Consider the following 12992-nt stretch of genomic DNA (forward strand, 5'->3'; position numbering starts at 1 on the left):
ATGGATACGAATTCCACCAAACCTACGTTTGTTTTTATGCGACTGTCTTCTTTCACGGAAGGTTTTTTCCCATTTGCGAAACGCGAGAGGAATATTTCCGGATCGGATTTCTGCCAGATGGCTTTGTTTGAATAACATAACGAAGACCTTACTATTTTTGGGCAGTTAGATTCGGATCCGGCAATCCCGATTCTACTGAGAAATGACAAAACCGCCGGCTAAAAGCCATCGTTTTCCGGGAATTTAACCTCAAACAATCCAATATTTAAAATTTATTATAAATCAAATAAAAAGCCATTTGCATTTATGGAAAAAAGCGAAGGTAATTTGCTATAGATACTCAGTCTAAGAAGATCATAGATGAAGATTTTGCAAGTGATACATAAAGGATGAAAGATTGGCCAAAAATAACTATTCGTTTGAAAAACGTCAGAAAGATATAGCTAAGAAGAAGAAACAGGAAGAAAAACGTCAAAAAAAGTTAAATAAACCTGCGACTCCGGGGGAAGAAAATCCCGAAACAACTTCGGAAGTTTCTGAAAATCCGGGAACCGAAGAAAAAACAACGGAAGAAACTCCTTAATTGCTCTCAGTCTAATTTCTGTTTCCGGAATCTTCCTGGGATTCCGACCGGGTTATGTATTTCTGGAGTACCCCGTCCAGATTACATGGAAAAATGTAATGATTACCAAACTGGTTCCGATTGCATGAAACGTTCTGCAAGTCGGGTTGCGGTGTTGGGTCAGATAAAATAGATTAAAATCGGAAAACTTTTCGAGCTTATGTTCGTTAGCTGACGTTAGATACCTCTTTGTTTCTTTTGATCAGAATTGCGGTAAAGATACCTGCTGTTTTAAACATAAATATACTGTAAACCGCCGCAGGTAACGCGAGTTCATAAGAACCCAAAAGAGAAATAGCTACATAGACGGCAAGAGTTCCGTTATGAATTCCCACTTCCATGGAAATCGCGATGGCTTCCTTGTCCCTTACTTTTGCCAACAAAGGAAGAATGTATCCGGTTGCCAGACTTAGAATATTAAATAGGTAAACCGGTATGCCCACTTGGATCAATGCGTCCACAATCCTATGTTTTTCTTTTGCAATCGTAGCGGCAATGATCACGAACAAAAATATAAAAGAAAAAATCCGAACAGGTTTGTCCATTTTTTCCGCAAAGTTGGGAAAGTGTTTTTTTCCGAACATTCCGAATACAACCGGAATCAAAATAATAAAAAATACTTCGATCGTTTTTTGGAACTGAAGTCCTATCGATTGATTTCCATCCGAAAAATAACTAATGGAAAAGTTGACAATCAAAGGAAGAGTGACTGCGGCAAGTACGCTATTAACTGCCGTTAGTGTGAGGTTGAGTGCTACATCACCTTTGGCGAAATGGGAAAAAAGATTGGCCGCGACTCCCCCGGGGCTTGCGGCAAGAATCATAACCCCGATCGAGAGTTCCGGAGATAATCCGAAAGCATGACAGATACCAAGGCCGAATAAAGGTAGAAGAAACATTTGGCAAACCAAACCGATCACTACCGATTTAGGAAAACGTACCACTCTGGCAAAATCCGCGACGGTAAGGGAGAGACCCAATCCGAACATGATCAGCGCAAGCGCTCCGGGAAGAAGATAAGTGACGAAAAAAGAAGTGGAACCCATTGCAAACTCCTTATGAGAATAGAATTGGGATTCGATTTTAACTTGGGGAAAACTTGCCCGAATAGACTAAGTCTTTCTTTTTTTAAGTCAAGAACATTGATAACTTTATTTTGAAATTAAGGCGTAAGCTTCCTATAGTCTGATAGGCGGACTCGTGAGTGAAGTAGTAGTCGCTTTCCACAATAGACAAATAGATAACTTTGCTTCGGGAAGGAACAATCTTTTTTACCGACACCCTCTCCTATTTATATAAGAGAGGGCGATTCCGAAAAATAATCTATCTTGAAAACGAAATATTTAAGTAACAAAAGTTAGCTTATGTTCTCCGGTCAAGTTTTGATTAAAAAATAAACTCCCAGAGATTTGCCTCGTGTTTCGGGACCAATGCGCGGAGTCCCATTTGAACCTGTTTCCAAAATGGTATCGGCAAAAAATCCGGTTAATTCCTGGGTTGTGGATTGATAATTACCGCCCCCTAATGCTATGGATGCAGTTGAATTTGCTCCGACTACGCCATATCTAGAAACCTGAAAAATATGAGCTTGAAACTGATCCTCTGTAAGTTCACCGATTCCGATGGTAGGGTTATTCGTAAACCCGCTTGTTTGTCCGATTCCCCGTGGAACAAGTCCTTGTAAATTCGGAAGATTGAACGTGGTAGAACCGTCTCCGTTTCCATAAAAGTAGGTGGTCGCAGTGATTGTCCCACTCGGAGTTCCTGAAGCATCAAGGGGAGAATTTGAACTCATTGCGTCCGCTAAGGAACCATATAAACGAAACGTAGACCCTGGAGTGACAACTCCGACAAAGTAAGGAAGATCTGCTGTAATTCCTGAAGGAAGGACTCCCGTTGATGAAAATTGAACCTGGCTTCCTGTGGTAAGTACGTTGGAAGTCCAAGTGACAACACAAGGAGATCCAAGGGCTATCGTCACCGTAGCACTTGCATTTGGCATGACTCCAAAAAGACTACTGTAAGTTGATCGGGAAACTTCAGTGCCGTCGCAAAGCAAATACCCGCTTTGTGAAGAACTGACATGGGCGATGATGGTGCCAGGGAGAACAGATGTGCTACTTCCGACGGCAATCAGAGACCAACCCGTATTGCCTGACCCGGACGTCTTCAGATACAATGAGCCTGTCGCAGTATCGGTATATTCCGATCCCAGTACGGCTGTGAGTACTCCTTCCGGGCTTCCCGAGCCATGTGTTTTGATTCTGCCGTCGATGAATCTTAGGTCATTCGGAGTCAGTATTTGCAGATAATCTGCCGTATTCCAGTGTATTCCGCTCATTGTATTATTACCACCTATTGTTGGATTAGATGGTATTAATATAACTTGAAGTAAGGTGCAATTGAAAAATCAGGGTGTTTAAAAAAATTAGAATATCAGAATACAGGAATATTAAATTCGATGCCGGCCCGCGCCCCGGATCGCAACGGAAATCCTTCGCGTATGCGAAGATTGGAGTGTAGAGCCGGAAATGGCGCCCAAAAACCGGATTGGAAGTGAGAATGGCGGTGGTTGTGAAAATAGAATCTCCAACGGAAACCCGAGAAATGGGTTGTTAGTTGGAGGTTTTGTTCGAGGCTCAAGGCCTCTTCCCCGAAGGGAAAAGGCGGTCAGTTTGTTTTTACTTAGCGTCGGGGTTTGGAGAATTTCTTCTTACGAAATTGTTCAATTTTTCTATATAGGAGAATGCGGCAGGTACCACAATCAGAGTGAGCAGTGTTGAAGAGATAACCCCGCCGATGAGCGCCACACCCATACTGGTTCTTTGTTTGGATGCTTCGTTCAAGCCGATCGCAATCGGTAAAAATCCGGCAACTAACGCGAAAGAGGTCATAAGAATCGGACGAAGTCTTTCTCTACCCGCTTCGATGATCGCCGCCTTCATCTCCGTTCCTTGTTGGATCAACTGATTTGTAAAATCCACGAGCAAGATGGAGTTTTTGGTGGCGACACCAATTAACATGATGAGTGCGATCATGGAGAATAGGTTCATGGATTCGTTTGCGAGAAAGAGAGCGATGAAGGCACCGCATAACGCTAACGGTAAAACCAACATGATCGCAATCGGAGTGATGAAACTTTCATAAAGGGAAGAGAGAACGATGTATATGAATAAGATTCCCAGACCCATTGCAATCGCCATGGAAGAACCCAACTCTTTGAAGTTTTCCGCTTGTCCCAGATAATTAATCTTCACTTTCGGAGGAATAGGAAGTTCTGTCGAAGTGATCTTGGCAATCTCTTCCATCGCTCCTCCCATCCCCGGCCCGTCGGGAGCCATGTCTGCGTAGATTTCCAAAGATTGATTTCTGTTCAACCGGTTGATCGTAGCAAGACCGGTAGTCTCTTCGGAAGTGGCCACGTTTTTAATCGGGATCATGATGTTGTTGAAGTTAGGAACGTAAGATTGATAGAAACTTTCTTTTAAGTTTCTTTGTCCTTCTTTGAGTCGGACCCGGATATCATACTCCACTCCGTTTTCTCTATACACGGCAGGAGTAGTTCCTTCAATCAGAGTTCTGAGTTCCATACCGATGGCAGAACCGGGAATTCCGAGAAGTACTTCTTTGGAACGATCCGGAATCACCCGGAATTCCGGTGATCCTGCTCTGTAACTTGTATCCACGTCTAACAGGGCTTTGGATTTTTTAAGTCTTTCTAAAAACTTCAAACCGTAATCCAAAACTTCCGCTCCATCTTGTCCGCTTACTACCACAACGAACGGTCTTTGCCCGCCACCAACGTTATCAATGTCTTTGACAATCGGTGTCGCGTAAGGATGAGTGATTGCCAATTCCTTTCTGAGTACGTCTTTGAATTGGCTTGTGTTTACCTTTCTTTGTTTGGAAGGGACCATTTCAACGAACATGGAAGTGGTTCGGTTTGTATTGAACATCGCTACTTGTTTCGTTTCTTTATGAGCGGAAATTTTTCCATACACTTCCTTTGCCACTTCCGCCATTTTTTCAACGGAAGTGCCCGGAGGCATATCCAATGTAACCTGAAACTTTCCTTGGTCTTGTGCAGGTAAGAAAGTTTTCGGAACATACTTGGTGAGGAAAATACTGAACACGAATAAAAACAGAGCGGCCGCGATGATTAAAATCGGAAACTTAAGAGTGAATACCAAAATCTTAGCATAAACATTTTCCAACCAGGATTGAAATCTGTTGAATACCCCGAGCACTTTCTCCAATCCGAAATTCAAAATATTTCCTATGATACGAAGAGGAGTCAGTATGAGATAAAATATTTGTGCAACCCGTCCTCGTTCCTTGGGAGCTATCGGGAAAGTTGACTGTTCTTCCTGGGCTTTTTTCTTGGACTTGGAATTGGCAGTTGCTTCCGCCGGAGAATGACTTCCTCCGTGGCCACCACCATGACTTGCAACGGCTCCTCCGAAGTAAGCGGAAAGCATCGGTGCGATGGTAAGTGCATCATACAATGAAATCAATAGGGCAAAACAAATGGTAAGTCCGAATTCCCGTAAGAACTGACCCACAACACCGCTGATAAATGCGATCGGCATAAACACCGCAATGACCGCCATAGTGGTTGCGATGACCGCAAGAGTTACTTCTTTGGTTCCGTCGATGGAGGCTTGCCTTGCCGTTTTTCCCATCTCTCTATGGCGGAAAATATTTTCCCTGACCACAATCGCATCGTCAATGAGAAGACCTACCGCCAAACTCAAAGCGAGGAGTGTCATCACGTTTACCGTAAATCCCGCAATCGCCATCAGGATAAAAGCACCTAACAAAGAGTTCGGTAATGCAAGACCGGTGATCAATGTGGAACGGACGCTTCCCAAAAAGAGCAAAACAACGATGATAGTAAGAACGATACCGATGAAAATGGTTTCGTTTACGTCGTAAATGTTGTCTTCGATGGCAATGGAGTTATCGTTTGCAATGGCAAGAAAGAGGGAGCCTTGTCTGCGTTGCAGATCCTTATTGATTTCGGCCGCTCTCTTTTTGATATCCTTTGCAACCGCGACCGTGTTGGCACCGGACTGTTTGTAAACCAAAAGGAAGACCGCCTTATCTCCGTTAAAGTAAGCACGGGAAGCTTCGTCTTCCATCGTGTCCCTCACTTCTCCCAGTTGACCGATTTTGACCGGAACTTCGTTTCCGAAAAGTGATAGAGGGGTATCTCTGATTTCGTCGGGTGATTTGAATTCATTGATGGTTCTGTAAACCAATTCTTTATCGGAACGACTTACCTTACCTGCAGGGATGTTGGTTCCGCCGGAAGCCAAACGATTGGAAACCATGGAAGCCGAGATCATATGGGATTTCAATTTGTCCCGATCCAACTCTACATGGATTTCTCTTTTGCGGCCTCCGTAGATAGTGATGTTTCCCACGTCTTTTGTAGTAAGAAGAATCTGTTTGATCTCTTCGTTTGCAATATCATAAATTGCCGCTTCGGGAAGGTCGGCTTTTAAAGCTAAAATGATAATCGGTTGATCCGCGGGATCAATTCTTCGGATGATAGGTTCTTTGGCATCATCGGGTAACTTTGGTTTTACGGCAGAAATTTTGTCCCGAACTTGCTGTTCCGCATATTTCACATCCGTTTCCATTGTGAATTCCACAACCACGGTTCCCAAACCTTCGTTACAGATGGATTTGATTCTTTTGACCCCGGAGATAGTGGATAATTCGTCTTCAACCGGTTTTGCAATGAGGGTTTCAATCTCGTTCGGTGCGGCTCCCGGATAAGGAACGGTGACTGTTACCACCGGAATTGTAATATTGGGGAATAAGTCGACTCCCAATTTGTTTAAGGACAGATAACCCGTAATCAGAATCAAAACGATGGTACAGGTAATGAAAATTGGTCTTTTTATCGAAAGCTCAGCAAAGCTCATCTTATTCTCCAAAGGTCTAAAAACATAGTTTTCCCCGAGGCTCGGCAAGGCAAATAAAAATCAATGCTGACCAGGTGGTCAACTTTAAACAGATCTTTGATCGGTTCTTTAATGGGGGCGAGTGTATTAGACTGTAAAAAAAGCGGGATTGGAAGAAATTTTCCGATAGTGTGCCGTAAAACTTATGTTTAATGATGCATTCGGATCACGAATGTTTTGCAGTTTGACATAATGGTCCGGATCTTTTAGTGATTGTCCGAACTTTCGGAATCGTGCGAAGCCGGATGTGATGTAACTTTTCGTGATTTGCGGAAAATAATCATCGGGCATTTTGCCAGAGGTCCGATTGCAATCGTAGAAGCACCGGGATTGAGAGAGCGAACGGCTCCCGGCCAAGTTCGAATGATATCTGTTAGTATTTCGTGATCGTAAGACGCAGGCGAATGTTTCAGCTCGAAGGAAAGATATTTCCAGTTTAACTTGACATTGTTTTCTTAGCGACGGATTTTTCCTATTGACATAGGACGTTTTGTCCGGTGCATCATCGGGACAAGCAAGGTATTGTTCCATCTGGGGAAATATGGCAAATATGTTCAATGGTCTGGTGTTTCCGTATTTTATCGGATTTGTTTTTGTATTTTCCAATTTGATTTCCGTTTCTCTTGAGGCCGAAACCTGGAAGGATTTGGAGAAAGAAAAAGAAACTGAAATCTACGGAAGTGAAAAAAGTTTAAAATTCACTTCGAATAATATCTTTTATGAAGTGGAAGATTGGAAAGATCATTATTCCGTTAAAGCTTTTGGATTATATCGTTATTATGATTATCCTAAATCCAAATCAAGAACCGTTTTCCCTTTTTATTACGGCATTCAAAGTAAAATAGACAATCGTGAATACAAACGAATCATAAACTATACTATAACAAAAAAAAATGAAGATACCGATAAAGCTTTTTATCCTTTTTCGTTTTGGGGAAAAGGGATAAATTCATCTTATCATAATATAGTTCCTTTCTATTTTTATTCCGATTCGTATGACGGTAGCAAATTCGGTTTTCCAATATTACCTTTGGTATATTATCAGAACCGCAGCAGGGAAGAAAACAGTAAAAAACATTACTCCCGTTTGTTGACATTTTTTCATTTTGAAACAAATGATTCTGGAAATTTGAACCGGATTTCCTTTCTTCCTTTTTTCTATTATGCTCACCGCGACTTTTTACTGATTCCTATCTTTCTGTATTATCAGGATTATTATATTGAGAATACGAAACTATGGTTGGGTCCGGTTTATTATTCGAAAGACGTAATCAAAGATGAAAGTTTGTTTACCATATTTCCGCTATTGTTGTTTTACAAAACTCCTGACAAAAAACTGGATTTGATTCTCCCGCTTTATGTGAATTATTCGGACGAGCAGAACGACTATCACATCAATTTCTTATGGTACACGAAATCCAACTCTGCAAATCTGGATGTCAGCAGAAAGGATAAAAATTGGTATTTGGATTATGATTTCGGAATACTTTATAATTTATTCGGATTTTCGCAAAGAACCAAAATTATCAATGCGAAACAAACGATCGTAAATTTAAAGCCGAATTCAAAATCGGATACTCCCGAAAATCCGAAGTTGGTCAAGAAGAGAGAATTCAATCGGGAAAGTTCGGATAGTTTTATCGGCTATAGCGCGTTATTCGGTATTTTTTCTTTTGAAAGAGGAGATACCAAAAGGCATATCCGGCTTCTCCCTTTTGCCTGGTTCACTTGGGACGAAGCTTCCGAAGACAAGGTTGTGTTGCTTCCTCCTTTTTTTCCTATTTGGCTCAGTTATAAATCGGATGATTTGGAATATAAGGTTTTGTTTCCATTTTATGGAAAACAAAAGGACAATGATTCGGAGATTCATGCATTTTTGATCAATGCTTACATTGGTGAGGAATGGAAGGAAAACCATCTAAAAGAAAGATCTTTTGTATGGCCTTTCATCAATATGTATGAGTCTGATCTCGGTTCCGGTCATCGTGTGCTTCCTTTTTATCTCCATCGAAAGAGGAAGATCGAAGACACAATCAAAAAAGAAACTTATACTTTCTTCTCTCATTCCGAAGTTCAGGAAGGAAAAGATTTTTATTCTTCCGATTTTTTCTTTTGGCCTCTTTGGATATCCTTTCAGAACATTCTTTCCCAAAACCAGTCGAATCAAAAGTATTGGGTCACTCCTTTCTTTTATCACAAATCCAATTCTTCCGAAGAGAGAACCAATTTGTTGTGGTTTATGGATTGGGGAAAGAGTTCCGCTTTGTTCTCAGATGGAGAGGGCGGAAGAAAAAAGGAACTTTCACATTTGATGGTATTTCCTTTTTATTATGAGAAAAAAATTTTTTCCATCATTCCTTTTTCCTTCAATTGGTGGAATAGTGATAGTTTTAAAACATTTACACTACTTCAATATCTGCATCTCAGGGAAAAAGGCCATTATTATAATTTTTTGTTTTTGGTCGAATCGGAAAAAACCGAATCCACATATACATTCAGAAGTCTGGGAGATTATCTTTGGAGTTTTAGAACCAATCAGGAAGGAATTGCAAGGACTACTTTTCTTTGGTTAGGTTATGATAATCAATCTTCTTCCAAAAAGATTGTAAACTTTTTTCCTCTATTTCGTGTTGCGGATTCTTCTACGGACAAGTCCAGAATGTTCGGTCCGTTTTTATACTATAACTATGATTCGGAAGAAGAAAATACCGAATTGGTACTTCTCGGTTTGGGATATTACCATAATAAAACAAAATCCGACAACCAATACGGAACTTATATTCTGTTAGGTGCTCTGTACCAGGAAGCGACCGAAAAAGATCGAGGCTTCAAAAAAAGAGGAAGTCTTTGGGGATGGCTCTGGGAATATCAGATAGAAGAAGAGACCGGATTCGAAAAATTTTCCATTCTGAAGATATTTTCCTACACAAAGGAAACGAATGGAACAAGGAAGTTCATGGGATTTTCAATCGAATGAATTTCTGAATTCCATCGGAGTGAGTTTTGTTTTTGTTTTGAAGAGCCTGCTGAAATATTGAGGATATTCGAATCCCAATTGAATTGCGATTTCATTCACTGACAACGATGTAGTGGTCAATTTTTCTTTTGCTCTTTCTATTACCCAACTATGAATGTGTTGTTGCGTATTTTGGCCTGTGACTGTTTTTAACATATCACTTAGATAGTTGGGAGAGACATTCAATTGGAAAGAAAGATATTTGACCGTGGGCAGTCCCAGTTGTTGCATCTTATTACTATCGAAATATTCTTTTAACAAACCTTCCAGGCGAATGAGTAGATCGTCTTTGGTATGTTTGCGGGTGATAAACTGTCTGTTGTAAAACCGATTTGCATAATTGAGAAGAAGTTCGATATGGGAAATCATCACATCCTGACTGAACATATCAATCGGAGTGAGATATTCCTGTTCAATGTTCTTCATAATCGTTTCGATTACCGTTTCTTCTTTGTCGGATAAATGCAGTGCTTCGTGAGTTTCATAGGAAAAAAAACCGTAATTTTTGATCTGTTTTGCCAGATTATAATTTCGAATAAAATCGGCATGAAAGTTTAAGCCCCATCCTGATAGTTCAGAAACATCCGTGGATTCATCGAAAGAGAACACTTGTTTGGTGGCACTTAAACTCATGATCCCTTCGCTGAAATCGTAATTTTGTCTCCCGTAACGAATGGTGCCTTTGATATTTTTTTTGATCGAAATCGTATAAAAATCGTAAACAAATTTGTTTTCCAAAAAAAAGGGACTCATGGTAGTCCCTGTAAATTTCATAATGGATATCAACGGGTGTTGCGGTTTTGGTAAATTCAAAATCTTATGATATTCACCGATAGAATTGAATGTAATCAGTCCTTTTGTCGCCATAGATTTTTATCTGTCCAGTGCCGCCATTGAACCGGCATCATAACGATCTCCCGTCGAAACTCCCGGCGGAATGATGGATTCCAATTTATCGAGTTCGTCTTGGGTAAAACCGATGTTTGCCGCGGCAATATTTTCTTCCACATATTTGACTCGTTTTGTTCCGGGAATCGCAACAATATCTTTTGACAATACCCAAGCGATTGCCACTTGCGAAGGAGTGATTCTTTTTTTTGCCGCTAATTTTTGGATTTCATTTACCAATTCTATGTTCTTATAAAACTGATCTCCTTGGTAACGAGGGATGTTTTTTCTGAAATCATTTGCGTCAAAATCGTCGGGAGATTTGATCGCTCCCGTTAAAAATCCTCTGCTTAACGGGGAATAGGCGACAAGTCCGATTCCCAACTCCCGCATAGTGGCTAAAATTCCTCTACTTTCCACTTCCCTTTCAAATAAAGAATATTCCGTTTGTACTGCAGTCAGCGGATGGACTTTGTGCGCACGTTTGATGGTAGCGGAAGAAACTTCCGAAAGTCCGATGTAACGCACTTTCCCTTCTTTGACGAGTTCCGACATGGCACCTACCGTGTCTTCGATCGGTGTACCCGGATCAAGTCGATGAAGATAATAAAGATCAACATGATCCGTTCCGAGATTTTTCAAAGAACGTTCTATTGCCTTTTTTACATAGTGAGGTTTGCCATTGATTTGCCAGGTAAGTTGCTCTTTGTCGTCCACCTCATAACCGAACTTAGTTGCTATGATATATGCATTTCTATTGCCTTTGATTGCTCTCGCGATTAACCTTTCGTTTTTCAAAGGACCGTAGAGATCGGCAGTGTCCAGAAAGTTCACTCCCAATTCCAAAGCACGGTGAATGGTTGCAATGGATTCGGTATCATCGGCGATACCGTAAATATTCATGTCGCCCATCTTGGACATTCCCATACAACCAAGCCCTTCTATTGGAACTACCAGGCCTTGGTTTCCTAAATTGATTTTTCTAATGTTTGTCATACATGAATTTTAAATTTTCACGAGATTATGATTCAATTTGAATTTAAATTCATAAGGTATACGAATTCAGTTTAATTGTATACAAATGAAAGATTCTATATTCGGGTCTAATATTTGTTTTGTGGGGCACCTCGGATCTTTTCGAAAATTCGAAATTTTGCCGATCACCCCGACCGGGCTTTCCGTTCCAATCTTTTCGCGTAAGCGAAAAGGATTTCCACTGCAATCCCTGGCGCGTTGAGATATGCATATCTATCTATCATTCCACCTATAATCCAATCACTTTGCGAAAGATTTCCTCTCGTTTTCGGACAGGTAAAATTTTCATCAAAAGATAATCCCGCCACCAACTTTGGTAAATAACATATCTGTCTTTAGGATTTTTTTTAGTTAAAGCATGGATGACTTGGTCTACTACAAGCTGTACCGATGGCCCGTTCTGAAAGACTTGTTCGGCTCTTTTCAAAAATCGCAACATTGGTTTTTTATAAATAGTCAAAGACGGATCTTTCTTAAGATCTTCTTGGATCTTGTTTGTCATCGGAGTTTTTACCATCGAAGGCGCAACTACCACGACCTTGATTCCGAGGCAATGGTATTCCATCCGCATAGCGGAAGATAAAGCTTCAACTGCGAACTTACTCGCCGAATATGCACCGTTAAACGGTAGGGTTCTTTGGCCTCCGGTCGAGCTGATATTGATGATTCTAGGCGACTTTGCCCGCATCAAAAAAGGGAGAAAGGCTCTGGATATGTTGTGCATCCCGACTACATTGACACTTAAAATATTTTTAAATTCATCCGAACTTACATCGCATAAAGGTCCGTTTTGAACGATACCTGCAACATTAATGACTGCTTCCACCGGCTCTTCTCCGTTCCGATGAGTGATTGTTGCAATCGCTGCTTGTATCGTTTTTTCTTCTCTGATATCCACAATGATGGGAAAAAAAGATGCACCGAATTCTTTTTGCAGTCTATCGGCTTCTTCCTTATGAATTGCGGTTCCATAGACTTTATATCCGTCACTTACGAGTCTTTCCGAAATCGCGTATCCTATTCCTGAACCCGCCCCGGTAACTACTACGGTATCTTGGGCAACCTTACTTCTTTTCAAACTGTCTTGATTCAAAACCCGCCGACCTTTTTGGTTGATAGGTATATTACAGACTAAATTTCCGGTTTCGGCTTGAATGATTCCGTTGTTTTTTGAGAAACAAAACGGATATCAAGGGAAATAAGCATTATCGTTAGGTTAAAAAGGCGAACTTAAATTTAAAATTTTTTAGAATTTCAGGAAAGGAATGGGCGATTTGATCGTTTTATGTTAGGTGGTTTTTTGCAAGCCCACGACCCTCACCCCCCAACCGAGATCAGCTTCGCTGATGATCCTTCGGAACTTCTCGCTTCTATTGGCGCTCGAAGGGGCGTGGGCTTTAAAGACTCTCCCATCGGAAAACTATGTCACCTTACTATTCTACCCGTGCTCCGGATAGAA

General features: G+C 41.0%; 8 protein-coding genes and 3 pseudogenes. 2 read left to right on the forward strand and 9 right to left on the reverse strand.

What is annotated here, in order from left to right; translation table 11 throughout:
• The first annotated feature begins 397 nt into the window (after positions 1-397).
• The gene (locus DI077_RS01790) at positions 398-583 is read left to right on the forward strand and encodes a hypothetical protein (protein WP_109022020.1); all 186 of its coding nucleotides are present in this window, start codon (positions 398-400) and stop codon (positions 581-583) included.
• Positions 584-635: 52 nt separating this feature from the next.
• Here the strand turns inward: DI077_RS01790 and DI077_RS19820 are convergent.
• From DI077_RS19820 to DI077_RS19835, 6 genes and pseudogenes are all read right to left on the reverse strand, one after another.
• A pseudogene (locus DI077_RS19820) lies at positions 636-764 on the reverse strand (Mpo1-like protein); the annotation flags it as partial.
• A 25-nt stretch (positions 765-789) separates the two neighbouring features.
• The gene (locus tag DI077_RS01795; protein WP_109022021.1) at positions 790-1668 is read right to left on the reverse strand and encodes a bile acid:sodium symporter family protein; all 879 of its coding nucleotides are present in this window, start codon (positions 1666-1668) and stop codon (positions 790-792) included.
• 329 nt (positions 1669-1997) lie between these two features.
• The gene (locus DI077_RS01800) at positions 1998-2963 is read right to left on the reverse strand and encodes a hypothetical protein (protein ID WP_109022022.1); all 966 of its coding nucleotides are present in this window, start codon (positions 2961-2963) and stop codon (positions 1998-2000) included.
• 340 nt (positions 2964-3303) lie between these two features.
• A pseudogene (locus DI077_RS19825) lies at positions 3304-4866 on the reverse strand (efflux RND transporter permease subunit); the annotation flags it as partial.
• Positions 4867-5066: 200 nt separating this feature from the next.
• Positions 5067-6555, reverse strand: a pseudogene (locus DI077_RS19830) (efflux RND transporter permease subunit); the annotation flags it as partial.
• 245 nt (positions 6556-6800) lie between these two features.
• Positions 6801-7007: an AAC(3) family N-acetyltransferase gene (locus DI077_RS19835; protein WP_109022211.1), complete on the reverse strand. Its 207-nt coding sequence runs from the start codon at positions 7005-7007 to the stop codon at positions 6801-6803.
• Between the two features lie 137 nt (positions 7008-7144).
• Here DI077_RS19835 and DI077_RS01810 point away from each other — a divergent pair, with 137 nt between their 5' ends.
• A complete protein-coding gene (locus DI077_RS01810; protein ID WP_423241779.1) occupies positions 7145-9571 on the forward strand; it encodes an LA_1737 family protein in 2427 nt (808 codons plus the stop codon).
• Here DI077_RS01810 and DI077_RS01815 read toward each other — a convergent pair.
• From DI077_RS01815 to DI077_RS01825, 3 genes are all read right to left on the reverse strand, one after another.
• Entirely contained in the window at positions 9560-10477 is a 918-nt protein-coding gene (locus DI077_RS01815) for a helix-turn-helix domain-containing protein (RefSeq protein WP_109022025.1), read from the reverse strand. The two genes, DI077_RS01810 and DI077_RS01815, sit on opposite strands and share 12 nt — an antisense overlap.
• A gap of 6 nt (positions 10478-10483) precedes the next feature.
• Positions 10484-11494, reverse strand: coding sequence for an aldo/keto reductase (locus DI077_RS01820; RefSeq protein ID WP_109022026.1), 1011 nt, complete (start codon positions 11492-11494; stop codon positions 10484-10486).
• A 268-nt stretch (positions 11495-11762) separates the two neighbouring features.
• The gene (locus DI077_RS01825) at positions 11763-12626 is read right to left on the reverse strand and encodes an SDR family NAD(P)-dependent oxidoreductase (RefSeq protein WP_167837218.1); all 864 of its coding nucleotides are present in this window, start codon (positions 12624-12626) and stop codon (positions 11763-11765) included.
• Positions 12627-12992 lie beyond the last annotated feature (366 nt).

It is taken from the genome of Leptospira kobayashii (genome assembly GCF_003114835.2).
Lineage (GTDB): Bacteria > Spirochaetota > Leptospiria > Leptospirales > Leptospiraceae > Leptospira_A > Leptospira_A kobayashii.